Genomic DNA, 23,100 nt, shown 5'->3' with positions numbered 1-23,100 from the left:
GCTTGCGCAAGCAGGCGGCTACCGGACGTGGCGTGCACCAAGCCGGCTCGGAGACGCCCTCGGATGTTCATGTTTTTGTGAACTCCAGTGAAAATCTTGTTCTGCCCTGAGCTGAAGAAACGTTGATCTTCCCCCCGTGCGCCTCCACAATCGCGCGCGTGATGGCGAGTCCCAGCCCGGCGCCTTCTGAGTCCGGTTGCGCCCGTGACGGATCTGCTCGATAGAAGCGGTCAAACAGCCTGGGCATGATTTTCGGGTCGATGCCATCGCCCGTGTTTTCGACGGTGACCTGGGTCGAGCTCTCGTGATCGCTGATCTCGATGCGGACCTCACCCGCCGTCTTCGTATGCCGCAGTGCGTTGGACAGCAGGTTGCTCACCGCCCTGCGAAACATCAGCCGGTCGCCCAGGATGTTGCCGCCGCCGTGCAGGCTCATGCGTACATTTTTTTCATCGGCCACAGCTTCGTAGAAATCCAGCAAGGCCTGGACCTCCTGTGCGGCGGAGAACAGTTCTTTGCTGGGGAGCTGGATCCCTCTTTCGGTCTTGGCCAGAAAGAGCATGTCGGACACCATGCGTGCCAGGCGCTGGAACTCCTCGGCGTTGGACGCCAGGATGTCGCGATAGGTGTCGGCATCACGCCGGTTGGACAGGGCCACCTGTGTCTGCGTCAGGAGGTTGCTGATGGGCGTGCGCAGCTCATGCGCCAGATCGGATGAAAAATCGGACAGGCGCTGGAAATCCTGCTGCAGCCGATCCAGCATGCGGTTGAGTTCATTGGCCAGATCCGCCATTTCGACGGGCACGGCCTCGACCGGCATGCGTGGATTGAGCTGCTGGCCACTGACGACCGAGGCTCTTGATTTCATGGCGCGCAGCGGGGCCATGCCCTGGTGTGCGGCGAACCAGCCTGCAAACCCGCTGACCAGGGTGGCGAGCACGGCATACAGCACCAGGGTCTGCTGCAGCTGCGCCATGAAATGGGTGTGGTGCTCGGTATCGATGGCGACCAGGATGAGCCTGCGGGTCGATCCGCCGCGATCGCTTTCCAGCCACTGGGCCAGCCCGTGGTAACCGCGGCCGCGGCGGGTCCAGTGCAGGGATTTCGGGGCGCCACCGGGTTCGGGCAGTGCTGCCGCGTCAGGCCAGTTGAAATCGTCCGATTCGAAAAAGACGTTCCCCTCCGTGTCCTTGATCAGCACATAGAGGCCGTGGTGATGGTCCAGCGCCTCCTTCAATCGGACTTGGACGTCCTGCGTCGCGCTGGACGTGGCGAGCAGCTCACCAACCAGGCGCTGCTTGTCTTGCAGGACGATATCGTCCAGGACGATGAAATGACGCTCGGACGCCACCAGAAAAATCACCCCCAGGCCCAGGACGATCACCGCCGAGAGCAGCGTGAAGAACAGGGTGAGACGGGAGGTCAGGGACAGGGACCGAGGCACTCAGGACTCCTCCGGGGCTTCCAGCACGTAGCCCATGCCCCGCACCGTCTGGATGAGCTTGACATCACGACCTTCGTCGACCTTGACCCGCAGCCGCCGCATGGCCACTTCAATGACATTGGTGTCCCCGTCGAAGTTCATGTCCCACACCTGGGAGGCGATCAGGGAGCGCGGCAGGACTTCGCCGCGGCGACGCATCAGCAGCTCCAGCAAGCCGAATTCCTTGGCGGTCAGGTCGATTTTCCGGCCGCCCCGGGTGACACGGCGACGCAGCAGATCCAGCTCCAGGTCGGCCACCAGCAGCGTGGTCGGCTCCGTACCACTGCGCCCGCGCCGCAGGATGGTTCGCACCCGGGCGAGCAGCTCGGCAAAGGAAAAGGGCTTGACCAGGTAGTCGTCGGCGCCAAGTTCGAGGCCCTTGATGCGGTCTTCCACCTGGTCGCGCGCGGTGAGAAACAGCACCGGCATCTGCAGCCCGCGTTTGCGTATGCCCTGAAGGACCTGCCAGCCATCGATGCCGGGCAGCATGACATCCAGGATGACCAGATCGTAGGACTCCTGCAGGGCCTGGTGCAGCCCGTCCGTTCCGTCTCGCGCCAGATCGACCACGAAACCGGCCTCTCCCAGACCCTGGCGCAGATAATCCCCGGTCTTGTGCTCGTCCTCAACGATCAATATCTTCACACATGCACTCCACAGCCGAATCGGCGCCAGTTTGACAAGTTTCTGCCCTCTGTCGTCAAGATGACAGAAATGTAATCTGGAAGTCAGCTTTCTGACGGCGTCGGATTTTCAGAATCTCTCCCTGAGATCAGCGTCTCAACCCAAGAGGAATCCATGACCATCCCTACCCACAGCCTGTCTTTCGGAAAATCGCTTCCCTGGACGATGGCTTTGCTTGCCGGCTCAGCCATGGCACAGACCACGGCCGAACAGACCCCACCGCCGCAACCCCAGATCCACCTGAGCTACACCTCGCCCCTGAGCGGCTATCAGGCCTACGCCGACCAGCCGGTCCAGTCCTGGCGGGAGGCCAACGACACCGTCGGCCGTATCGGGGGATGGCGCACCTATGCCAGGGAGGCCAGAACGGCTGAGCCTGCCAAGGACGCGGCGCCTTCGTCGCCGGCCCATGAAGGGCATCACGGAGGTTCCAAGCCATGAGACGCACCCTGCCTTCGAGCGGCGCCAAGCTGGCGATATCGGCCGTGACTCTGGCGGTTCTGTCCGGCTGCGCCAGCGTCAGCCTTGAACAGAACGTCAGCCGCGTGAACGACGAGGCCAGCAGCTTCACGGAGAAGAAACTGACGCTCTCGCGCACGGAGCAGGAGCGCAAGGAGCGGGCTGAGGCCGCCCAAACCCTCCTCGCCCAGGCTCTGGGCCAGCGCGAAGCCGTTCAGCTGGCACTGGTGAACAGCCCTTCCCTGCAGGCCTTGCTGGCCCAGGGCTGGGCGGAATCAGCCGACGCAGCCCAGATCGGCCGGATCGCCAACCCTATTTTCAGCTACGAGCGCATGGTCGCGGGCGACGAGCTGGAGATTGGACGCGCCCTGTCGTTCGGCCTGCTGGACCTGCTGACGCTGCCGACGCGCCAGGGGATTTCCCGCTACCGCATCGAGCAGTCGCAGTTGCGTCTGACCAGCGAAGTGGTGGACCAGGTCACGCAGGTCCGACAGGCCTGGGTGCGCGCCGTCGCGGCGCAGCAAACCCTCCGCTATGCCCGTCAGGTGTACGAAAGCGCAGAAGCCACCGCCGAGATTGCCCGGCGCATGCAGGCCGCGGGCAACTTCAGCCGCATCAGCCGTGCCCGCGAGCAGGCTTTCTACGCAGATGCCGCCACGCGCCTGGCCACGGCCAGCCATCAGGCCACGGCAACGCGCGAGGAGCTGGTCCGCCGGCTGGGGCTCGATGAAGCACAGGCCCCACTGCTCAAGCTCCCCGAGCGCCTGCCGGATCTGCCCAGGCAGGCCATGGATCCCCGGACCGCAGGTTCGCAAGCCACGCGCAACCGCCTGGATATCCGGCTCGCGCAGACGAACTACGAGGCTTATGCCAGATCCCAGGGCCTGACCACGGTGACCAGCTTCACCGACATCGAACTCACGGCGCGTCATAACACCAAGACCGACAGCGCGACGGGCAGCCGCTCGGACCCGCGCGGCTATGAAATCGGCGTGCGGCTGCCGATTTTCGACTGGGGCGGCATGCAGCGTGATGCGATGAGCGCGCGTACCCTGGCTGCGGCCAACCAGCTGGAAGCCACGGTGCGTGCGGCCGGATCGAGTCTGCGTGAGAGCTATTCCGCCTACCGCACCGCCTACGAGGTCGCGCGCCATCACCGCGATGAGGTGGTCCCGCTGCGCAGGGTGATCTCCGATGAGAACCAGCTGCGCTACAACGGAATGATCATCGGCGTTTTCGAACTGCTGGCCGACGCACGCGACCAGGTCAACACGGTCATCGCCGCCATCAACACGGAGCAGCAGTTCTGGCTGGCGGACGCGGCCCTGCAGGCCTCCCTCGTCGGGCGTCCGACCAGTACGGCGCTATCTGCCGCGGCGCCTGCGTCCGGTTCTGCCGCCGCCGGCCATTGATTTCCAAGGAATCCGCAATGACATCCAGAAGAGATTTTTTCAAGTTCGCAGGCATCGCCGGCGGCGCCGTTGCAGCGGCCTCGGTCAGCCGCGTGGCCATGGCCGCGCTGCCCGAGCCGGTCATCCAGACCAGCCCGGACACCATGGCCCCCCTGGTCCCCAACAGCGGCCGCCCCTACAACCCGGTGGTCACGCTCAACGGATGGACCCTGCCCTGGCGCATGAACCAGGGCGTCAAGGAATTCCACCTGGTGGCCGAGCCGGTGGTTCGCGAGATGGCGCCCGGGTTCAAGGCCCACCTCTGGGGTTACAACGGCCAGAGTCCCGGGCCCACCATCGAGGTGGTCGAGGGCGACCGCGTGCGCATCTTCGTGACCAACAAGCTGCCGGAACATACCAGCATCCACTGGCATGGCCAACGGCTGCCCAACGGCATGGACGGCGTCGCCGGCCTGAACCAGCCCTCGATTCAACCCGGCAAGACCTTTGTCTACGAGTTCGTGGCGCGCCGGCCGGGCACCTTCATGTACCACCCGCATGCCGACGAGATGACACAGATGGCCATGGGCATGATGGGCTTCTGGGTGACCCACCCGAAGGTCAAGAACCCGCTGATCGACGAGGTGCAGAGGGATTTCTGCTTCCTGCTGAACGCCTACGACATCGATCCCGGGAGCTACACCCCCAAGATCATGACCATGCTGGACTTCAACCTGTGGTCCTGGAACAGCCGCATCTTCCCCGGCATCGACTCGCTCAACGTCCGCCTGAACGACAAGGTCCGGATCCGGATCGGCAATCTGACGATGACCAATCACCCCATCCACCTGCATGGCCATGAGTTCCTGGTCACCGGCACCGATGGCGGCCCCACCCCGAAGAGCACGCGCTGGTATGAGGTGACCACCGATGTCGCGGTCGGCCAGATGCGCCAGATTGAGTTCCTCGCGGATGAAGAAGGCGACTGGGCCTTCCACTGCCACAAGAGCCACCACACCATGAACGCCATGGGACATAACATCCCGACGCTGATCGGCGTGGACCACAGCGGCCTGTCCAAGAAGATCAACAACCTGATCCCGGACTACATGGTCATGGGGGAGCGTGGCATGGCGGACATGACGGAAATGGAGATGCCCATACCGGACAACACCGTCCCCATGATGACCGGCGAGGGTCCGTTCGGCTCGGTGGAGATGGGCGGCATGTTCAGCGTGCTCAAGGTGCGGCGCGATCAAAAACCCGGCGACTACAAAGACCCGGGCTGGTTCAAGCACCCCGAAGGCACGGTGGCTCACGAGTACGAAGGCCCGCTCGGCGAGCCTGCGCGGTTCAAGGCCGAAGGCGGCCAATCCATGCCCCGCGTACAGACCCCCAGCCAGCCGACCGAAGTCAAGGTTCGCAAACCTCAGTCCCACAGCGGGCACTGATTTTTTACTCCAAGGAGATACCCATGACGCACAAGACATACACTCTGGTCAAAGTGACGGCCCTGATGGCCATTGCCCTGTCCAGCTCGGCTTTTGCCGGCGGCAAGCATGCCGGTGGCCACGGCCACGACGATGAGGAGACGGCGATCGGCAAGCCCGGCGTGGTTGCACGGGTCAACCGCAGCATCACCATCGAAATGAACGACAACATGCGCTATGCCCCTGCCGACGTTCAGGTCAAGCAAGGTGAAACCGTCCGCTTCGTGGTCAAGAACGTCGGGAAGGTCAAGCACGAGCTGAGCCTCGGCACGCAGCAGGAGCTGCTGGAGCATCTGGAGCAGATGAAGAAGTTTCCCGACATGGAGCACGACGAACCCAGCAAGATCACGCTGGCTCCGGGCAAACAGGGCGAGATCATCTGGCAGTTCACCAAGGCCGGTACGGTGAATTTCGCCTGCCTGATGCCCGGCCACTATGAAGCAGGCATGAAGGGCGTCGTCCGGGTCGGGAAAAAGTAAGCATGCAAGCGCATTGATCCAAGGCAAAGCCTCGGTTCAAACCATCAACACCATTTGGAGAAATAGACATGAATGCGATCAAGAAAATTCTGATGATCAGTGCTGTATCCATGGGCATGGCATGGCCCCTGCTCAGTTCGGCCCAGGGCATGATGGAACACAGCAAGGCGGGCATGCCCGGGGCGGCCATGATGACCGATGGCGAAGTGAAAAAGGTCGATCCGGCCGCTGGCAAGGTCACGATCAAGCACGGTGACATCAAGCACATGGACATGCCCGGCATGACCATGGTGTTCACCGTCAAGGACAAGGGCTTGCTGAGCAACATCAAGCCTGGCGACAAGGTCAAGTTCATGGTCGTCAACGAAGGCGGGAAGATGTTGCTCACCGATATTCAACCCGCGCAATGATTCTGGGCCTTCCGTAGCGCACGGGCTGGATCAGGACAGAATCCAGCCGTGCCTTGCTTTCTGCGCGCCCATTGTTTGAGAGGCGAAGCACCATGAGTCACGTAAGGGATCACGGATCTCATTCAGAGCAACCACGCCCGTTCCGGGCACGCCCTGCCGTCCTGGCAGCTGTGACAGCTTTGGTGATTGCTGCCTTCTATCTGCTGCGCGAGCATTGGGGGCATGTCCTGGGGATGTGGCCCTATTTGATTCTCCTGGCCTGCCCCTTGATGCATCTTTTCCACGGGCATGGTGGGCATGCATATCATCCACCCCGACAAGACTAACGGGAGTGAGACATGACGGCAGACGGCCAGCATCGGCATCATCAGGGGCATGCTCACACGCACCACCATCCCAAGTCGACGGGTGCTTCTTCGGAAGCGGTGACGCTGCCTGCGGCGGGGACGGTCTATACCTGCCCCATGCACCCCGAGATTCGACAAAACCAGCCGGGTACCTGCCCCAAATGCGGCATGACGCTGGAGCCTTTGCTGCCTATAGCGGATGAGGATGAGAACCCGGAGTTGAAGGACTTCCAGCGCCGCTTCTGGTGGACCCTGCCCCTGACCGTGGTCGTCACCGTCTTGGCCATGTTCGGCCATCAGCTGGCGCTTTTCAGTATCGCCACCCAGACCTGGGTAGAGCTGGTCTTGTCACTACCCATCGTGCTCTGGGCCGGCTGGCCCTTCTTCTCGCGCGGCTGGCAGTCTGTCCTCAACCGCAGTCCCAATATGTGGACCCTGATCGGGCTGGGGACGGGAGCGGCTTTTCTCTACAGCGTCCTGGCGACCGTCGCACCTCAGATCTTTCCCGCTTCCTTCATCTCCATGGGTCGTGTCGGGGTCTACTACGAGGCTGCGGCCGTCATCATTTCGCTGACGCTGCTGGGGCAGCTCCTTGAACTCAAGGCCCGCTCCCAGACCTCCGCGGCCATCAAATCCCTGCTGGGCCTGGCCCCCAAAACGGCCCGCCGCATCCGCGACGACGGCACAGAGGAGGACATTCTCCTTACCCATGTTCACGTCGGCGATCTCCTGCGCGTGCGTCCTGGTGAAAAAGTACCAGTCGACGGGGTTGTGGTGGAAGGTTCCAGTGCGGTCGACGAATCCATGCTCACCGGGGAACCCCTGCCGGTGAGCAAAAGGAGCGGAGACCAGCTGATCGGGGCCACCCTGAACACCAATGGCGCGCTCATCATGCGTTCGGAGCGCGTCGGTTCGACCACCATGCTGGCTCAGATCGTCCAGATGGTGGCCCAAGCGCAGCGCTCCAAGGCCCCCATGCAGCGCATGGCTGACGTTGTCGCCGGCGGTTTCGTGCTGGTCGTCGTGGCCATCGCCGTTCTGACCTTGCTGGTCTGGGGGTTCTGGGGTCCCCAGCCCAGCTGGGTCTATGGCGTGATCAATGCGGTGGCGGTCCTGATCATTGCCTGCCCCTGCGCCTTGGGCCTGGCCACCCCCATGTCCATCATGGTGGCCACGGGAAAAGGCGCCACGCAGGGCGTCTTGTTCCGGGACGCCGCGGCGATTGAGAACCTGCGCAAGATCGACACGCTGATCATCGACAAGACCGGGACCCTGACGGAAGGGCGGCCGGCCTTTGATCGGGTGGTTGCCGCCCCTGGTTTCTCGGAGCGTGAGGTATTACGTCTGGCCGCCAGCCTGGACCAGGGCAGCGAACATCCGCTGGCCGATGCCATCGTCAAGGCCGCCCGGGCGCTGGGTTTGTCGCTGGACAAGCCCAGCCAGTTCGAGTCCAGCTCGGGCATAGGTGTGAGTGGTCTGATTTTGGGGCGAAAGGTATTGCTGGGTAATACGGCCTTGATGCAGCAGGCGGGTGTAGAGGTAGACGGTCTGATGCCCCAGACAGAAAAACTCCGAGCCGAAGGCGCCAGCGTCATGTACTTGGCCGTCAATGGACAGTTCGCCGGCTTGCTGGCGGTGTCCGACCCGATCAAGACGAGCACCCCTGAGGCGCTGGAGGCCCTGAAGGCCGCTGGACTGCGCATCGTGATGGCGACCGGTGACGGTCTGACCACGGCCAGAGCCGTGGGCCAGCGGCTCGGCATCGATGAAGTGCATGGCGAGGTCAAACCGGCAGACAAACTGGACCTCGTTGCACGGCTGCAGCGCGAAGGCCGGGTGGTGGCCATGGCTGGAGACGGCATCAATGATGCGCCGGCGCTGGCCAAGGCCGATGTCGGCATCGCCATGGGTACGGGCACCGATGTGGCCATGAACAGCGCGCAGGTCACGCTGATCAAGGGCGATCTGCGTGGCATCGTTGCGGCGCGTACGCTGTCGCAGGACACGGTGCGCAATATGAAGCAGAATCTGATGTTCGCGTTCCTGTACAACGTATTGGGCATTCCTGTTGCCGCCGGCGTGCTCTACCCCTTCACGGGCTGGCTTTTGTCACCGCTGATTGCAGCCCTGGCCATGAGTCTGAGCTCGGCCTCGGTAATAGGCAACGCACTGCGTCTGCGGCGTTGAGCATCCACGCGCCTCAGCCAGATTGGCACTCTTCCGGACGGCTCCTATAATTCGACCATGCGCAAGCTGATGACCCTGATGCTGAGTCTCGCGCTGGCCTTGCCGGCCAGTGCGACGATGCGCGCCTTGCCGCCTCCCTGCCCGATGGATGGCATGACGTCACCGGTCACCGCAGATGAGGCGGACACGGGCTTGGGGGGATCTGCCACGGACTGCTGCAACGACCTGGCCACGGCCCAGAAAACCGGCAAGGCATGCAAGACCGGGCTTGAATGCGGGGGGATGGCGAGCATGGCGCTGCCTATGCCGCCGATCATCCCTCTTGCAGCCGGTCATGTGGAGCCGGCGACCTGGTTCCAGACCACCCCTCCTCCCGCCAAGCTGAGCGCCATCTGGCGACCTCCCACCCAAATCTGACCCCGCTGCATTGAGTCCCCGTCCCTGAGGGCCGGGGCCGTGCATTCGCTGGCCAAGCCCCAGGCCTGGCTCTGCCGTATCCGGAGGTCAGTATGTATTCATCCCATCACGCCCCAGCAGGGGCGATTCACGGCGTCCGCCCCTACAGGCCGGTTCGCCGCACCTTTTCGTCTCGCCCATGGTCGACCATCTGGGTTGCCGCAGGGTTGCTGCTGCTCATGCTGGAAGCCTGGCCGGCCTGGGCCGCTGCCCCGGATCCGGCAGACCTCAGTCTGCGATCCGCCATTGCGGCCGCACTGGAGCGCTCGCAGGCCTTGGCGGTTCCCGCAGCCAATGCCAGAGCGGCGCGGGAGTTGGCGGTGGCTGCGGGACAACGCCCGGATCCCGTGTTGCGCCTGTCCCTGAACAACGTGCCGGTCAACGGCGCGGACAGCTGGAGCACCAGCAATGACTTCATGACGATGCAGTCGGTGGGGATCATGCAGACCTTGCCCAGCCAGGCCAAGCGCCAGGCGCGCAGCCAGAAATTCGAGCGGGAGGCCGATGCAGCGCTCGAACAGCGACACATGGTGGTCACGGAGATCCAGCGTGAGACCGCTGTGGCCTGGTTTGAGCTGCGTGCCGTCGAGCTCAAGATCGGCCTGCTGAAAGCACAGATCGACGAGGCCGGGCGCCAGGTGTTGGCGACGGAGACAGCGTTTCGCAGCGGACGTGGCGCCCAGACCGACTGGATCGCTGCGCGGGATGCCAAGTCACGGCTGGAGCAGGCGCTGCTGCAGATGCAAGCTGAGCAGGCGTCTGCAGGCAGCACACTGGCGCGATGGACGGGCCTGGTCACCGGCATCACCCTGAACGATCTCCTGCCGATTTCCAGTTCCAGCCTGGATGCGCAGCCCCTTGCGGCGGCCCTGGATCAGCACATTGCCTTGCGCGCCATGCAAGCCCGCGTGGAGGCCGCACGTGCCAATGCCGAGGTGATGCGGCTGGAGCGTGAGCCGGACTGGAGTGTGGAGCTGATGCTGAGCAAACGCGGGCCGCAGTACTCCGACATGATGTCGGTCGGGCTGTCGGTGCCGCTGACCTGGGATCGTCCCCAGCGCCAGGACCGGGAGCTGGCCGCGAGCCTGGCCCAGGCCGACGCGCTGGAGGCCGAACTGAACGAAGCCCGACGCGAGCGGATGCTGGATATCGAGCGCCAACGCCAGGGCTGGCGCGCCGCCCTGGCGCAACTCCAGCTGATCGACCGGGATCGTCTCCCGCTTGCGCAACAGCGTGTGGAAGCCGTGCTTGCGGCCTACCGCTCCGGCACGACACCGTTGACCTCGGTCCTGGAAGCCCGCCAGGCAGCTCTCATGCTGGCCATCGAGCGCATCGATATCGAGCTGCAGGCCGCACGCCTGTGGGCGGCTCTCGAGTTTCTGATCCCGAATTCGTCCCCGGTGCGGGAATGAGGTGAAGCCATGAAGATTCAAGTCAAAACACTGCAAGTTCCGGTCTATTGGGTTGTCCTCGTCCTGGTCATCGTGGCCCTCGGATTCTGGCAACTCGGCGCTCGGATGCCCCCCTCGGTCAACAGCAGATCCACCACGGGGACTGCAGGCTCCGGCGCAACGAGCGCCTCCCTGGAGGACCCGGGAAGTTGGTCCATGGCACAAGGCGAGGACGCCACGCGCCGCCATCTGCGCGAGGGCTTGAAGGCAGGAGACATGGACCCCCAGACGGGGCGCACCATCCTCTATTACGTCGATCCCATGGTGCCCGGCAAGAACTTCGAAGCACCGGGCAAATCCCCCTTCATGGACATGATGCTGGTGCCGCGCTACGCTGGCGCCGGCGATGCCGATGCCGGACTGGTCAGCGTCAGCCCGCGCATCCAGCAAAACCTCGGCCTGCGCACCGCGACTGCGATGGAGGGCGTTCTACAGACGGGGTTTGCTGCCGTGGGCGATATCGCCTGGAACGAGCGTCTTCAGACGACGCTGAGCAGCCGGGCCATGGGCTATGTGGAGAAGCTGCATGTGCGCGCCGTCCTGGATGCCGTGGCGAAGGACCAGCCGCTGCTGGACATCTATGTACCCGACTGGGTGGCGGCACAGGAAGACTACCTGGCCATCACCCGGATGCAAGGCACGGATCTGGATGTCCTGCGTAAAGCTGCTTTGCAACGCATGCGCCAGGTCGGCATGTCCGAGGAGCAGATACGCCAGGTGACGGACAGCGGAACCTTGCACGCCCGCCTGACCCTGCGTGCACCCCAGGCCGGCGTGCTGACCGAACTCATGGTGCGCGAAGGAGGCACCGTCATGCCGGGCATGCTGCTGCTGCGCCTGCAAGGGACCCAGACCGTCTGGGCCGAGGCCGAGGTGCCGGAGAGCCAGATCGCCGAGCTCAGGCCGGGTATGGCCGTACGTGCCAGCAGCCCGGCGTTTGCGGGGGTGGTTTTTGAGGGGCGCGTACAGGCCCTGCTGCCTCAGGTGGATGCCAGCACCCGGACGCTCAAGGCCCGGCTGGAGCTGCGCAACCCCGGCGCCAAGCTGGTCCCGGGCATGCTGGTTCAGATGCAGTTCGCCGGAGCCACGCGCAAAGCCACTTTGCTTGTTCCCAGCGAAGCCGTGATCCGCACCGGACAGCGCAATATGGTGATGCTGGCCGAGGAAAACGGGTATTACCGGCCTGTCGAGGTGAAAACCGGTCGCGAAGCCGACGGGAAGATTGAGATTCTCTCGGGCCTGGATCCGGGGCAGAACGTCGTGGTGTCCGGCCAGTTCCTGATCGATTCCGAGGCCAGCCTGCGCGGTCTGGTGGACCGGCTCAATCAGGGCCCGGCGCAGGCGGCCAAAGCCGCAACACAGACCTACACGACCGACGCGGTGATCGAGAAGATCCAGGACGAGGCCGTGACCCTGACGCACCAGCCGGTTCCGGCGTTGAAGTGGCCAAGCATGACGATGGACTTCCGTCTGCCGCCGGCTGAGCAAGGCGCGGCCAAGCTGGCGACCGGCGAGAAGGTCCGCATCGAATTCAGGATGCAGGACGGTGAGATGCCGCTGATCACCCGGATGGAACGCCTGAGCGGCGGAGGTACCCCATGATCTCCCGCCTCATCCACTGGAGCATCACCAACCGTATCCTGGTGCTGATCGCGACACTCATCGTCAGCGCCTGGGGCGTGTTGACGCTGATGCGTACGCCGCTGGACGCCCTGCCCGATCTCTCGGACACCCAGGTCATCATCCGTACCACCTGGCCTGGGCAGGCCCCCCAGATCGTCGAGAACCAGATCACCTATCCGCTCACGACCACCATGCTCTCGGTGCCCGGGACCAAGGCGGTGCGCGGGTTTTCCTTGTTCGGCGACAGTTTCGTCTACGTCTTGTTCGACGACAACGTGGACCTCTACTGGGCCCGCTCGCGGGTGCTGGAGTACCTCAACCAGGTGCAGTCGCGCCTGCCCGCCACGGCCCGCTCATCCATCGGGCCGGATGCCAGCGGCGTGGGCTGGATCTACCAGTACGCCTTGATCGACCGCAGCGGCCGGCAGGACATCGCCCAGCTGCGGGCCCTGCAGGACTGGTTCCTGCGCTTCGAGCTCAAGACCGTGGCCGATGTGGCCGAGGTCGCCAGCATCGGGGGCATGGTCAAGCAGTACCAGATCGTGCTGGATCCCGACAAGCTGGCGGCTTACCGCATCAGCCAGGACATGGTCAGCGAAGCCGTGGGACGCGCCAACCAGGAGACGGGAGGCTCCGTGATCGAGCTGGGTGAGGCCGAATACGCGGTCCGGGCCAGTGGCTACCTCAAATCCCTGGACGATTTCCGGGCCATCCCCATCCGGACCACCGCGGCAGGCATCTCGGTGCGTTTGGGCGATGTGGCCCATGTACAGATCGGCCCCGAGATGCGTCGGGGCATCGGGGAGCTCAATGGCGAGGGCGAAGCCGTCGGTGGCGTCATCGTCATGCGCACCGGGAAAAATGCCCTGGCCACCATCCAGGCCGTCAAGGCCAAGCTGGCCGAACTGCAGCGCAGCCTGCCCACTGGCGTGGAGATCGTGCCGGTCTATGACCGCTCGGGCCTGATCACCCGCGCCGTGGACAACCTGCAGACCAAGCTGATCGAGGAATTCATCGTCGTCGGCCTGGTCTGCCTGGTGTTTCTGTTTCACCTGCGCAGCGCGCTGGTCGCGATCGTGACCCTGCCGCTGGGGGTGCTGATGGCCTTCATCGTGATGCAGCACCAGGGCATCAACGCGAACATCATGTCCCTGGGGGGCATCGCCATTGCCATCGGCGCCATGGTGGACGCCGCCATCGTCATGATCGAGAACGCGCACAAGCACCTCGAACGCTGGGCGCATGACAACCCCGGACTCGCGCTCTCGGGCGAGCGCCGCTGGCAACTGATCGCTGAGTCCGCTGCGGAGGTGGGGCCTGCGCTCTTCTTCTCGCTGCTGGTGATCACCTTGAGTTTCATTCCGGTCTTCACGCTGGAAGCCCAGGAGGGGCGGCTGTTCTCGCCCTTGGCCTACACCAAGACCTATGCCATGGCCGCCTCGGCCGGCCTGGCGGTGACCCTCATTCCCGTCCTGATGGGCTACCTGATCCGCGGCCGTATTCCCGGCGAATCCCAGAACCCGATCAATCGAGCTCTGATCGCGATCTACCGACCGCTGCTGGAGGGCGTGCTGCGCCGGCCCAAGCTCACCTTGGCCTGCTCGGTGCTGCTGCTGCTGCTCAGCCTCTGGCCCTTGCAGCGGCTGGGCAGCGAGTTCCTGCCGCCGCTGGACGAAGGCGACCTGCTCTACATGCCCACGGCCCTGCCCGGCCTCTCGGCCGCCAAGGCCTCGGAGCTGCTGCAGCAGACGGATCGGCTCATCAAGACCGTGCCGGAGGTCCTCAGCGTGTACGGCAAGGCAGGACGCGCCGATACCGCCACCGACCCTGCGCCGATGGAGATGTTCGAGACCACGATCCAGTTCAAGCCGCGCGACCAATGGCGGTCCGGCATGACCCTGGACAAGCTGGTGGAGGAGCTGGACCGCACCGTCCGGGTTCCGGGCCTGTCCAATATCTGGGTGCCCCCCATCCGCAACCGGATCGACATGCTGGCCACGGGCATCAAGAGCCCTGTGGGGGTCAAAGTTGCGGGTCCGGATCTGGCCACCATCGATGGTCTGACACGTCAGATCGAGCAGGCCGTCAAGCCGGTGCGGGGTGTCAGCAGCGCCTTGTCCGAGCGCCTCACCGGGGGACGCTATGTCGATGTGGACATCAACCGGCAGGCCGCCGCCCGCTATGGCCTGAACATCGCCGACGTTCAGGCGGTCATCGAGGGCAGCCTGGGTGGCATGGAGATCGGCAAGACCGTCGAAGGCCTGCAGCGGTTCAGCATCAACCTGCGCTACCCCCGTGAGATGCGGGATTCCTTGCCCCGCCTGCGGGCCTTGCCCATCGTCACGCCGACGGGGCAGCGACTGCTGCTGTCCGACGTGGCAGACATCCGCATCAGCGACGGGCCGCCCATGCTGCGCAGCGAGAACAGCCGGCTGGCGGGCTTCGTTTACGTCGATGTGCGCGGCCGCGATCTGCGCGGGACCGTGCTCGATATGCAGAAAGCGGTCGCCGAACAGGTGCAGCTGCCACCGGGCTACTCGGTGTCCTGGTCAGGCCAGTTCGAGTTCCTGGAGCGTGCCACGGCCAAGCTCAAGGTGGTGATCCCCTTCACCCTGCTCATCATCTTCGTGTTGCTCTACATCACCTTCCGCCACATCGGGGACGCCTTGCTGATCATGGGCACCTTGCCTTTCGCCTTGATCGGCGGCATCTGGCTGCTCTGGGCCCTGGGGCACAACGTCTCCGTGGCCAGCGTGATTGGCTTCATCGCCCTGGCCGGAGTGGCGGCTGAGTTTGGCGTGATCATGCTGCTCTACCTGAGGCAATCCTGGGAGACCCGTCTGGCGCAGGGGCGCACGGATGAGGGTGCGCTGCTGGAGGCGATACGCGAGGGGGCGGTGCTGCGCGTGCGGCCCAAGGCCATGACCGTTGCCACCATCGTGGCCGGCTTGCTGCCGATCTTCTGGGGTGGTGGGGCGGGCAGCGAGGTGATGCAAAGGATTGCGGCGCCCATGGTGGGCGGGATGATCAGCGCGCCCTTGTTGTCCTTGTTTGTCGTGCCGGCCGTATTTCTTCTGGCGAGGAGAGGGAAATCACTTTAGCGTCCCACTATCATGGTGCCATGTGGAGCCTTGGAATGCTTGGTGTCGACAGAAGCAGTATGAATCGCACAACTGACCTCCGAGAACGCAGGGGAAGACAACGATGCATCCAGGCGTGATACAGGCCTTGCTGGCCGCTCTGCTATTCGGTGCGAGCACACCGCTGGCGCGCCTGCTGGTGGGGGAAATGCCGCCCGTGCTGCTGGCAGGGCTGCTGTACCTGGGCAGCGGTGTGGGCCTGGGTCTGGTGCGCCTGTTCCGGCGACGCCGGCAGCCGCAGGTGGCGCTGGCGCGCGCTGACTGGCCGTGGCTGCTCGGCGCCATCCTCTTCGGCGGCGTGCTCGGCCCGGTGGCCCTGATGGTCGGCCTCACGCAACTGGGCGGCGCCACGGCCTCCCTGCTGCTCAATCTTGAGGCCGTGCTGACGGCCCTGATCGCCTGGGGGATCTTTCGCGAGAACGCGGACCGGCGCGTGGCGCTGGGCATGATGGCCATCGTGCTGGGCGGTGTCTTGCTGGCGTGGCCGAACGGAGCGGGTGGACCCGCGGTGGCGCCCACCGGCGGCGTGCTGGCCGTGGCACTGGCCTGTCTGTGCTGGGCCATCGACAACAACCTCACCCGCAAGGCGTCGGCGGCCGATGCGCTTTTCATCGCCAGCACCAAGGGCCTGGTGGCCGGCAGCGTGAACACCCTGCTGGCCCTGACGCTGGGCGCAGCCCTGCCGGCGATGGGCCTGTTCGGCCTGACGCTGCTGCTGGGCCTGTTAGGGTACGGCCTGAGCCTGGTGCTCTTTGTGCTGGCCCTGCGCAGCCTGGGCACGGCGCGCACGGGGGCGTATTTCTCGACCGCGCCCTTTGCGGGCGCTGCCTTGGCGCTGGCCCTGCCCGGCGAGACGGTAGTGGGGCCGCTGTTCTGGATCGCGGCCGCGCTCATGGCACTGGGCGTGTGGCTGCACCTGAGCGAACACCACGAGCACGAACACACGCATGAGGTCCTGGAACACGCCCATGCCCATGTGCACGATGAGCACCACCAGCATGCGCACGAGGCCGCAGGGGACGGGCGCGAGCCGCACTTGCACCAGCACCGGCACGAGGTGCTGACCCACAAGCACCCTCACTATCCCGATCTCCATCACCGACACGGGCACGGGCACTGAGCCGCCGCTGAGCCGGGGGCTCAGGTTTGACCTTGCGTCCAAAGTCTGAGATGGAAAGCAGCTACCCGCCTTGGTGCGCAACTCGCACTCTCATGGCGCAATTTGGCCTGTTTTTTGCTTGTCATTGGTGCATTTCTTAAAAGTTCTGGTTTTTGCACCAGATAAAAGCATTTTTCCGGAGATTTTCTTATGGACGCACTAAAACAGGGCGCCGATGCCCTGTTCATCCTGCTCGGCGCCATCATGGTTCTGGCCATGCACGCCGGTTTTGCCTTCCTGGAACTGGGCACCGTCAGGCGCAAGAACCAGGTCAATGCCCTGATCAAGATCCTGGTCGACTTCTCGGTCTCCACCGTGGTCTATTTCCTGGTGGGCTACACCGTGGCCTATGGCACCGGCTTTCTGATCGGCGCCGAAGAGCTGGTGGCCAAAAACGGCTACGAGCTGGTGAAGTTCTTCTTCCTGCTGACCTTCGCCGCGGCCATTCCGGCCATCATCTCGGGCGGCATCGCCGAGCGCGCCAAGTTCTGGCCGCAGCTGATCGCCACGGCCGTCATCGTGGGTCTGGTCTATCCCTTGTTCGAAGGCATCGCCTGGAACCAGAAGTTCGGCATCCAGGCCTGGATCAAGTCCCTCAGCGGCGAGGAGTTCCACGACTTCGCGGGCAGCATCGTCGTGCACGCCGTGGGCGGCTGGATCGCCCTGCCGGCCGTGCTGCTGCTGGGCGCACGCTACAACCGCTACCGCAAGGACGGCGGCATTTCGGCCCACCCGCCCTCGAGCATCCCCTTCCTGGCGCTGGGCGCCTGGATCCTGACGGTAGGCTGGTTCGGTTTCAACGTCATGAGCGCCCAGACCCTGGACAGGATGTCCGGCCTGGTGGCCGTGAACTCGCTGATGGCCATGGCCGGCGGCACGCTGGCCGCGCTGTTGATGGGCAAGAACGACCCGGGTTTCGTGCACAACGGCCCTCTGGCCGGACTGGTGGCGGTCTGCGCCGGCTCGGACCTGATGCACCCGCTGGGCGCGCTGGTGGTGGGCAGCGTGGCCGGCGCCATCTTCGTTTTCATGTTCACGCTCACGCAGAACAAGTGGAGGATCGATGATGTGCTGGGCGTCTGGCCCCTGCATGGCCTGTGCGGCACCTGGGGTGGCATCGCCGCCGGCATCTTCGGCAGCAAGGCCCTGGGCGGCCTGGGCGGCGTGACCCTGACGGGCCAGCTCATCGGCACCGGGCTGGGAATACTCTGGGCCCTGGTGGGTGGTTTCGCGGTCTACGGCCTGCTCAAGCTCACCATGGGCTTGCGCCTGAGCCAGGAAGAGGAGTTCGACGGCGCCGACCTCTCCATCCACAAGATCGGCGCCACACCGGACCGCGAGGTCAACTGGTAAGTCCCGTCTTCTGGCCCATGCGTTGCAACAAGCAGGGCCAGACCCGACGCTCCAGCGCCCGGGTCCGTAAATAGCCAGCCCAAGCAGCAGCACGCCCCAGAGGATGTACTGCTGCAAGGTGGCCGGGGCGATCTCGGCCAGGCTGATCACGGCCACCCGTTCACCACACTCAGGCCGAGGTCGGCAAAACGCGCGCCCAGGCCTCGGGCGGAATGCGGCCGCGGTAGGTCTTCTCCACTGTCCCGTTTTTGTTGATGATGCAGGTGGCCGGCAGCGCCGTTTGGGCGCCGAAACTGTCGGCATAGGCCGGCTGACCGGTCCAGAGTTGGGGAAAACGTTGCGCCCGCGGAACGGTCAGCGCAAGGATCTGCCCGTAGGCCTGCACATCCTGCAGGCGCCGGTCCTGGTTCACCAGGACCATCTCGAAAGGCTGGCCGTGCCAGCCCTCGTAATTGGCACGCAACTCGCCCATCTTGTCGCGGCACACGGGGCAGGCGGTGGACCAGAACACGACCAGCAAAACCTTGCCGCGCAGACTGCCCGGATCAAAGGGCCGGCCCTCGAAGGTCTGACCGCTCAGCCGGGGCTGCCCTGCGGCCGGGGCCGCGGGCTTGTCCGTCTGTGCCTGCGCCAGCGGCGCAAGAACCAGCGCCCCAGCCAGCGTGAAATTGGCCATCCTGCGCATGTTTTTGCTCCGCATGAGACCGGTTTGTCGCATCCGGGCCCCGCTTTCTTACAGATCCGGGGTCTGCGGGTATCCACTTGCTGGCTATTTCAGCGGGATCACGCATAATGGGACCTACTGCTGTAAATCGGTGGTATTAAATTGCGGTGATTCGTCGGTTTTGCGTCTTCTTCAAGTCTTCAGTGCTTTGTTGCTCGCGGCTATCGGACTCCATCGCCTTACCTGAGTCTTTTTGAGGAGTCCCTTCATGGGCAACAAACTTTACGTGGGCAACCTGCCCTATTCCTTCCGTGACGAAGACCTGCAACGCGCCTTTTCCGCGTTCGGCAGCGTCGGCAGCGCCAAGGTCATGATGGAGCGCGACACCGGCCGCTCCAAGGGTTTCGGCTTCGTCGAAATGGGCAGTGATGCCGAGGCACAGGCCGCCATCAGCGCCCTGCACGGCCAGCAGCAGGGCGGCCGCGCCCTGGTGGTGAACGAAGCCCGTCCGATGGAAGCCCGCCCGCCCCGTAGCGGTGGTGGTGGTGGTGGATACGGCGGCGGTGGCGGCGGCTACGGTGGTGGTGGCGGTGGATACGGCGGCGGCGGTGGCCGTCGCGAAGGCGGTGGCGGCGGTTACGGCGGTGGCCGCAACAGCTACTAAGCTCTGCTGCTTCCCCAAAAAGGACCCTGTGCGGGTCCTTTTTTCATGGTTTTTCCTAGGCCGGAGCACCTTGTCTGAAGCGGATTTCTGTGCCAATAATAAAAAGGTGAGGGCTGGGAGGCCACTCACAGGATTGCGATGATCTGCCGAATTCGCATCGTCGACACGAATGGATTGCGTTTCTGGGACCCCATCGCTTGTTTTAGGCTTTTCAGGAGTCCCTGCATGGGCAATAAACTTTACGTCGGCAATCTGGCCTATTCCGTCCGTGACAACGACCTGGAACAGGCCTTCAGCCAGTTCGGCAGCGTCAGCAGCGCCAAGGTCATGATGGAGCGCGACACCGGCCGCTCCAAGGGTTTCGGTTTCGTCGAAATGGGCAGTGATGCTGAAGCCCAGGCCGCCATCAACGGCATGAACGGCCAGCCGCTGAGCGGGCGCAGCATCGTCGTCAACGAAGCCCGGCCCATGGAGCCTCGCGCCCCCCGTAGCGGGGGTTACGGCGGGGGTGGTGGTGGGGGTTACGGCGGCGGCGGCCGTGAAGGCGGTGACGCAGGCGGCGGGGGCGAGGGCGGTTTCCGCAGCCCCTATGGCAATCCGCGCGGCGGCGGCGGTGGGGGCGGCGGTCGCCGTGGCTACTGATCTCCAGACTGCACAGGCAAAGGCCCCATCGGGGCCTTTTTCTTTGACTTCAGCGGGACGGCGCGCGATGCTTGCGCGGTCGCCCGGCCAGCAGGCGGTCAAACAAGGCATTGGGCAAAAGGCGCAGCAGCTTGGCGGCCACGCCCATCTGCCAGGGTATGACACGGTAGCTGACACCGGCCTCGATCGCCCGCAGGGCGCGCTCGGCAAAAGCGGGGGGCGACGTGAGAAAGGGCATGGCGTAGCGGTTCTGCCGCGTCAACGGGGTATCGATATACCCCGGGCTGAGCGTGACCACACGCACGCCGCTGCCGCGCAGTTCGCCGCGCAGGCTCTCGCAATAGCTGATGACACCGGCCTTGCTGGCGCAATAAGCACCGTGGCCGGGCAGGCCGCGGATACCGGCCACGCTGGCGATGCCCACCAGGCGACCCGAGCCGCGCTGGCGCATGGGCACGATGAAGGGGTGGAACGTGGCGGCCAACCCGGTGTTGTTGACGGCAAAGGTCTGGGCCATGACCGCCAGATCCTCGCGCTCGGTGGTGTCCATGCCGATGCTGATGCCGGCATTGGCCACCACCACATCGGGCAGACCCTGCTGCGTCAGGCAGGCCTGCCCTGTGGCCACGATGCTCTGGACCTCTGCCACGTCGGCGGCATAAAGTCGGTAACGCGCACCCTCAAGCTGATGGGCATCGGCCCACTGCTGCATCTCCTGTACGCGGCGCGCCACGAGGGCCAGGTCGTAGCCGGCCTGGTAACAGCGCCAGGCCAGGGCCTGGCCAATGCCGCTGGAAGCGCCCGTGATGAAGACCAGCTTGCGCATCGAAGTTTTGGCGCGGCTCAGCGGTCCTGCGGCGCCTGCAGCGTGCCGCGCACCCGGCCCCGCAGTTCCACCACCTGGTCGAAATTGCTGTAGTCCATGCTCTCGGCGGTGATGTGGTCGTTGCCTCGCGTCAAGGCCACCGGCTTGTGCGACTTGATGCGCTCCTCTTCCAGAAAGGCATGCAGGAATTCGCCGTTGAAGCTCACACGCGGCAGGATGGCGCCCGAGCGGTCCACCGTGGCCTCGCGCACCACCTGCGCATCGCCCATGAGCTGCACTTCGCTGGCGTCGTTGTTGGCCAGCGCGCGTTTGGCGGTCGCCACGGTCAGGTGACCAAGGCTGTTGAAGCTGCGGATACGCACCTGGTCGATTTCCAGCAGATCGGTGTGCGGATAGTGCCGCGCCTGCTCGCCATAGACCTCGCTCTTGAGGCGCCCGCTGCTGTCGAAGGTCTTGATCGAAAAGCGCTCCATCAGGTAATCCGGATCCTTGCGCAGGGGTTGCTCCGTCGCACCTGGCGCCAGCAGCGGCGTGCTGCGCACCAGCCAGTAGGTGCCCAGCGCCAGCAGGCCCATGAGCATGAGCGGCAGGTAGATCGACAGCCTGTCCCAGGCCAGGCGCACGATGCGGATCACGACATGTACTCCTGCAGCAAACCCGCATAACGACCGCTGGCCACCAGCAACAGATCACTGAACTCGCGCGCGGCGCCGCTGCCGCCCGCCGTTTTTGTCACATGATGGGCCCGCGCCAGCACCTCGGCATGCGCGTTGGGCGGTGCGCAGGCAAAGGCACAACGCTGCATCACCGGCAGGTCCGGCCAGTCGTCGCCGATGGCCGCCGCCTGCGCCCAGTCCAGCCCCAGGGCCTGGAGGGTCAGCTCGGCGGCCGGTCGTTTGTCCTCGGTGCCGTAATGCACATGCTGGATGCCCAGCGCCTGGAGGCGCACACGCAGCGCCGGGCTGTCGCGGCCGGTGATCACGGCCGGCGTGATGCCGGCGCGCTGCAGCAGCTTGAGCCCATGACCGTCCAGGGTATGGAAGCGCTTGAGGCCTTCTCCGCTCTCCCCGATGTACAGGCCGCCGTCGGTGAGCACGCCATCGACGTCGAAAAAGGCCACGCGCACGCCCTGTGCCCGCAACAGCAGCTCGGGAGCAAAGGTCAGCACCGGATGGCGGACGTTCATATGACCTTGGCGCGCATCAGGTCGTTGCTGTTGAGCGCCCCGCACAGGCGGCCCCCGCCATCCACCACCAGCACGCTGGTGATACGACGCTGTTCCATCATCTCGGCCGCCTCCACCGCCAGCGCGTCGTGCTGGATGGTCACCGGATTGGGGTGCATGAACTGCTGCGCGCTGCCTTCGCGCACATCCACGCCTTTTTCCAGCAGGCGCCGCAGGTCGCCGTCGGTGAAGATGCCCAGCACGCGGTCTGCGCCATCGACGATGGCCGTGGCCCCCAGGCCCTTGGCGCTCATCTCGCGCATGATGACGCTGAAGCCGGCATCGGCACTGACCTTGGGCACGGCCTCGCCCTGGCGCATCACATCGCTCACATGCGTGAGCAGCTTGCGCCCGAGCGAACCACCGGGATGTGAACGGGCAAAGTCCTCGGCCTTGAAACCGCGGGCATCGAGCAGCGCCACGGCCAGGGCATCGCCCAGGGCCAGCTGGGCCGTGGTGCTGGCGGTCGGCGCCAGGTTGAGGGGACAGGCCTCTTTCTCGACACCGGTGTCGAGCACCAGGTCGGCGTGGCGGCCCAGGGTGGACTGCGGGTTGCCGGTCATGGCGATCAGGGGCACGCCCTGGCGCTTGAGCACCGGCAGGATGGCGGTCAGCTCCTCGGATTCGCCGCTGTTGGAGATGCCCAGCAGCAGGTCGGCGGCCGTGATCATGCCCAGGTCGCCATGGCTGGCTTCGGCCGGGTGCACGAACATGGCCGGTGTGCCCGTGGAGGCCAGGGTGGCGGCCATCTTGCGGCCGATGTGGCCGCTCTTGCCCATGCCCATCACCACCACACGTCCGGGCACCCTGAGCACCAGGGCCACGGCTTGCGCGAAAGGCTCGCCGACACGCTGGCGCAAGCCGAGCACGGCTGCGGCTTCGATCTCGAGGGTTTCGTGGGCGAGCCGGATGGCCCGGTTCGCATCCAGCGGCGGATGCGCCTGCTTGCTTTCGCTCATGGACGGAT

22 protein-coding genes are annotated in these 23,100 nt (G+C 64.8%); 15 read left to right on the top strand and 7 right to left on the bottom strand.

Going from position 1 to position 23,100, the window contains the following annotated elements:
* Positions 1 to 67: 67 nt before the first annotated feature.
* Complete coding sequence (locus ACYVH8_RS16695) at positions 68 to 1,444, bottom strand: heavy metal sensor histidine kinase (protein WP_460489940.1); 1,377 nt, start codon at positions 1,442 to 1,444, stop codon at positions 68 to 70.
* Positions 1,445 to 2,128, bottom strand: coding sequence for a heavy metal response regulator transcription factor (locus ACYVH8_RS16690; RefSeq protein WP_460489939.1), 684 nt, complete (start codon positions 2,126 to 2,128; stop codon positions 1,445 to 1,447).
* 153 nt (positions 2,129 to 2,281) lie between these two features.
* Here ACYVH8_RS16690 and ACYVH8_RS16685 point away from each other — a divergent pair, with 153 nt between their 5' ends.
* The 13 genes from ACYVH8_RS16685 (at position 2,282) to ACYVH8_RS16625 (ending at position 18,112) form a co-directional block, all read left to right on the top strand.
* Positions 2,282 to 2,608, top strand: a complete 327-nt coding sequence (locus ACYVH8_RS16685; protein ID WP_460489938.1) for a hypothetical protein — start codon at positions 2,282 to 2,284, stop codon at positions 2,606 to 2,608.
* Positions 2,605 to 4,038 (top strand): TolC family protein, encoded by a 1,434-nt coding sequence (locus ACYVH8_RS16680; RefSeq protein WP_460489937.1) that lies wholly within the window; start codon positions 2,605 to 2,607, stop codon positions 4,036 to 4,038. Before ACYVH8_RS16685 ends, ACYVH8_RS16680 begins: the two co-directional genes overlap by 4 nt.
* Positions 4,039 to 4,055: 17 nt before the next feature.
* Positions 4,056 to 5,468: a multicopper oxidase family protein gene (locus ACYVH8_RS16675; RefSeq protein WP_460489936.1), complete on the top strand. Its 1,413-nt coding sequence runs from the start codon at positions 4,056 to 4,058 to the stop codon at positions 5,466 to 5,468.
* Between the two features lie 23 nt (positions 5,469 to 5,491).
* Positions 5,492 to 5,986, top strand: a complete 495-nt coding sequence (locus tag ACYVH8_RS16670; protein WP_460489935.1) for a cupredoxin domain-containing protein — start codon at positions 5,492 to 5,494, stop codon at positions 5,984 to 5,986.
* 68 nt (positions 5,987 to 6,054) lie between these two features.
* Entirely contained in the window at positions 6,055 to 6,396 is a 342-nt protein-coding gene (locus tag ACYVH8_RS16665; protein WP_460489934.1) for a copper-binding protein, read from the top strand.
* A gap of 92 nt (positions 6,397 to 6,488) precedes the next feature.
* Complete coding sequence (locus ACYVH8_RS16660; RefSeq protein WP_460489933.1) at positions 6,489 to 6,722, top strand: DUF2933 domain-containing protein; 234 nt, start codon at positions 6,489 to 6,491, stop codon at positions 6,720 to 6,722.
* A 12-nt stretch (positions 6,723 to 6,734) separates the two neighbouring features.
* Complete coding sequence (locus tag ACYVH8_RS16655) at positions 6,735 to 8,930, top strand: copper-transporting P-type ATPase (protein WP_460489932.1); 2,196 nt, start codon at positions 6,735 to 6,737, stop codon at positions 8,928 to 8,930.
* 57 nt (positions 8,931 to 8,987) lie between these two features.
* Positions 8,988 to 9,347: a hypothetical protein gene (locus ACYVH8_RS16650; protein ID WP_460489931.1), complete on the top strand. Its 360-nt coding sequence runs from the start codon at positions 8,988 to 8,990 to the stop codon at positions 9,345 to 9,347.
* A gap of 218 nt (positions 9,348 to 9,565) precedes the next feature.
* On the top strand, positions 9,566 to 10,798 hold the full coding sequence (locus ACYVH8_RS16645; protein WP_460489930.1) for a TolC family protein: 1,233 nt from the start codon (positions 9,566 to 9,568) through the stop codon (positions 10,796 to 10,798).
* A 195-nt stretch (positions 10,799 to 10,993) separates the two neighbouring features.
* On the top strand, positions 10,994 to 12,439 hold the full coding sequence (locus ACYVH8_RS16640) for an efflux RND transporter periplasmic adaptor subunit (RefSeq protein ID WP_460489929.1): 1,446 nt from the start codon (positions 10,994 to 10,996) through the stop codon (positions 12,437 to 12,439).
* On the top strand, positions 12,436 to 15,561 hold the full coding sequence (locus ACYVH8_RS16635) for an efflux RND transporter permease subunit (RefSeq protein WP_460489928.1): 3,126 nt from the start codon (positions 12,436 to 12,438) through the stop codon (positions 15,559 to 15,561). Before ACYVH8_RS16640 ends, ACYVH8_RS16635 begins: the two co-directional genes overlap by 4 nt.
* 103 nt (positions 15,562 to 15,664) lie before the next feature.
* A complete protein-coding gene (locus tag ACYVH8_RS16630; RefSeq protein WP_460489927.1) occupies positions 15,665 to 16,720 on the top strand; it encodes a DMT family transporter in 1,056 nt (351 codons plus the stop codon).
* A 189-nt stretch (positions 16,721 to 16,909) separates the two neighbouring features.
* The gene (locus ACYVH8_RS16625) at positions 16,910 to 18,112 is read left to right on the top strand and encodes an ammonium transporter (protein WP_460489926.1); all 1,203 of its coding nucleotides are present in this window, start codon (positions 16,910 to 16,912) and stop codon (positions 18,110 to 18,112) included.
* 169 nt (positions 18,113 to 18,281) lie between these two features.
* Here ACYVH8_RS16625 and ACYVH8_RS16620 read toward each other — a convergent pair whose 3' ends face one another.
* Entirely contained in the window at positions 18,282 to 18,797 is a 516-nt protein-coding gene (locus ACYVH8_RS16620) for a TlpA family protein disulfide reductase (RefSeq protein ID WP_460489925.1), read from the bottom strand.
* A gap of 247 nt (positions 18,798 to 19,044) precedes the next feature.
* On the opposite strand from ACYVH8_RS16620, the gene ACYVH8_RS16615 reads away from it, so the two are divergent.
* Positions 19,045 to 19,440 carry an RNA recognition motif domain-containing protein gene (locus ACYVH8_RS16615; RefSeq protein WP_460489924.1) on the top strand — a complete coding sequence of 132 codons (396 nt, stop codon included), beginning with the start codon at positions 19,045 to 19,047 and terminating at the stop codon, positions 19,438 to 19,440.
* 225 nt (positions 19,441 to 19,665) lie between these two features.
* Positions 19,666 to 20,082, top strand: coding sequence for an RNA recognition motif domain-containing protein (locus tag ACYVH8_RS16610; RefSeq protein WP_460489923.1), 417 nt, complete (start codon positions 19,666 to 19,668; stop codon positions 20,080 to 20,082).
* Between the two features lie 49 nt (positions 20,083 to 20,131).
* Here ACYVH8_RS16610 and ACYVH8_RS16605 read toward each other — a convergent pair whose 3' ends face one another.
* Genes ACYVH8_RS16605 through ACYVH8_RS16590 form a run of 4 tightly spaced genes read right to left on the bottom strand, consistent with a single transcriptional unit; the run spans position 20,132 to position 23,092 of the window.
* On the bottom strand, positions 20,132 to 20,908 hold the full coding sequence (locus ACYVH8_RS16605; protein ID WP_460489922.1) for an SDR family oxidoreductase: 777 nt from the start codon (positions 20,906 to 20,908) through the stop codon (positions 20,132 to 20,134).
* Between the two features lie 17 nt (positions 20,909 to 20,925).
* Positions 20,926 to 21,543 carry an LPS export ABC transporter periplasmic protein LptC gene (gene lptC / locus ACYVH8_RS16600; RefSeq protein ID WP_460489921.1) on the bottom strand — a complete coding sequence of 206 codons (618 nt, stop codon included), beginning with the start codon at positions 21,541 to 21,543 and terminating at the stop codon, positions 20,926 to 20,928.
* The gene (locus tag ACYVH8_RS16595) at positions 21,540 to 22,094 is read right to left on the bottom strand and encodes a KdsC family phosphatase (RefSeq protein ID WP_460489920.1); all 555 of its coding nucleotides are present in this window, start codon (positions 22,092 to 22,094) and stop codon (positions 21,540 to 21,542) included. Before ACYVH8_RS16595 ends, lptC begins: the two co-directional genes overlap by 4 nt.
* On the bottom strand, positions 22,091 to 23,092 hold the full coding sequence (locus ACYVH8_RS16590) for a KpsF/GutQ family sugar-phosphate isomerase (RefSeq protein ID WP_460489919.1): 1,002 nt from the start codon (positions 23,090 to 23,092) through the stop codon (positions 22,091 to 22,093). The genes ACYVH8_RS16595 and ACYVH8_RS16590 overlap by 4 nt, the downstream gene beginning before the upstream one ends.
* Between the last annotated feature and the right edge of the window lie 8 nt (positions 23,093 to 23,100).

The organism is Curvibacter fontanus, from assembly GCF_054780335.1.
The sequence above is the reverse complement of the archived record's forward strand: the minus strand, read 5'-3'. Positions and strand labels throughout refer to the sequence as shown.

Excerpts from the sequence above, each read along its gene's own strand:
- ACYVH8_RS16670 (WP_460489935.1), top strand. The coding sequence starts at position 5,492 with ATGACGCACAAGACATACACTCTGGTCAAAGTGACGGCCCTGATGGCC.
- ACYVH8_RS16595 (WP_460489920.1), bottom strand. The coding sequence starts at position 22,094 with ATGAACGTCCGCCATCCGGTGCTGACCTTTGCTCCCGAGCTGCTGTTG.
- ACYVH8_RS16680 (WP_460489937.1), top strand. The coding sequence starts at position 2,605 with ATGAGACGCACCCTGCCTTCGAGCGGCGCCAAGCTGGCGATATCGGCC.
- ACYVH8_RS16655 (WP_460489932.1), top strand. The coding sequence starts at position 6,735 with ATGACGGCAGACGGCCAGCATCGGCATCATCAGGGGCATGCTCACACG.
- ACYVH8_RS16675 (WP_460489936.1), top strand. The coding sequence starts at position 4,056 with ATGACATCCAGAAGAGATTTTTTCAAGTTCGCAGGCATCGCCGGCGGC.
- ACYVH8_RS16645 (WP_460489930.1), top strand. The coding sequence starts at position 9,566 with ATGCTGGAAGCCTGGCCGGCCTGGGCCGCTGCCCCGGATCCGGCAGAC.
- ACYVH8_RS16590 (WP_460489919.1), bottom strand. The coding sequence starts at position 23,092 with ATGAGCGAAAGCAAGCAGGCGCATCCGCCGCTGGATGCGAACCGGGCC.
- ACYVH8_RS16685 (WP_460489938.1), top strand. The coding sequence starts at position 2,282 with ATGACCATCCCTACCCACAGCCTGTCTTTCGGAAAATCGCTTCCCTGG.
- ACYVH8_RS16635 (WP_460489928.1), top strand. The coding sequence starts at position 12,436 with ATGATCTCCCGCCTCATCCACTGGAGCATCACCAACCGTATCCTGGTG.
- ACYVH8_RS16615 (WP_460489924.1), top strand. The coding sequence starts at position 19,045 with ATGGGCAACAAACTTTACGTGGGCAACCTGCCCTATTCCTTCCGTGAC.
- ACYVH8_RS16620 (WP_460489925.1), bottom strand. The coding sequence starts at position 18,797 with ATGCGCAGGATGGCCAATTTCACGCTGGCTGGGGCGCTGGTTCTTGCG.
- ACYVH8_RS16625 (WP_460489926.1), top strand. The coding sequence starts at position 16,910 with ATGGACGCACTAAAACAGGGCGCCGATGCCCTGTTCATCCTGCTCGGC.
- ACYVH8_RS16650 (WP_460489931.1), top strand. The coding sequence starts at position 8,988 with ATGCGCAAGCTGATGACCCTGATGCTGAGTCTCGCGCTGGCCTTGCCG.
- ACYVH8_RS16630 (WP_460489927.1), top strand. The coding sequence starts at position 15,665 with ATGCATCCAGGCGTGATACAGGCCTTGCTGGCCGCTCTGCTATTCGGT.
- ACYVH8_RS16605 (WP_460489922.1), bottom strand. The coding sequence starts at position 20,908 with ATGCGCAAGCTGGTCTTCATCACGGGCGCTTCCAGCGGCATTGGCCAG.
- ACYVH8_RS16610 (WP_460489923.1), top strand. The coding sequence starts at position 19,666 with ATGGGCAATAAACTTTACGTCGGCAATCTGGCCTATTCCGTCCGTGAC.
- ACYVH8_RS16640 (WP_460489929.1), top strand. The coding sequence starts at position 10,994 with ATGGCACAAGGCGAGGACGCCACGCGCCGCCATCTGCGCGAGGGCTTG.
- ACYVH8_RS16665 (WP_460489934.1), top strand. The coding sequence starts at position 6,055 with ATGAATGCGATCAAGAAAATTCTGATGATCAGTGCTGTATCCATGGGC.
- ACYVH8_RS16660 (WP_460489933.1), top strand. The coding sequence starts at position 6,489 with ATGAGTCACGTAAGGGATCACGGATCTCATTCAGAGCAACCACGCCCG.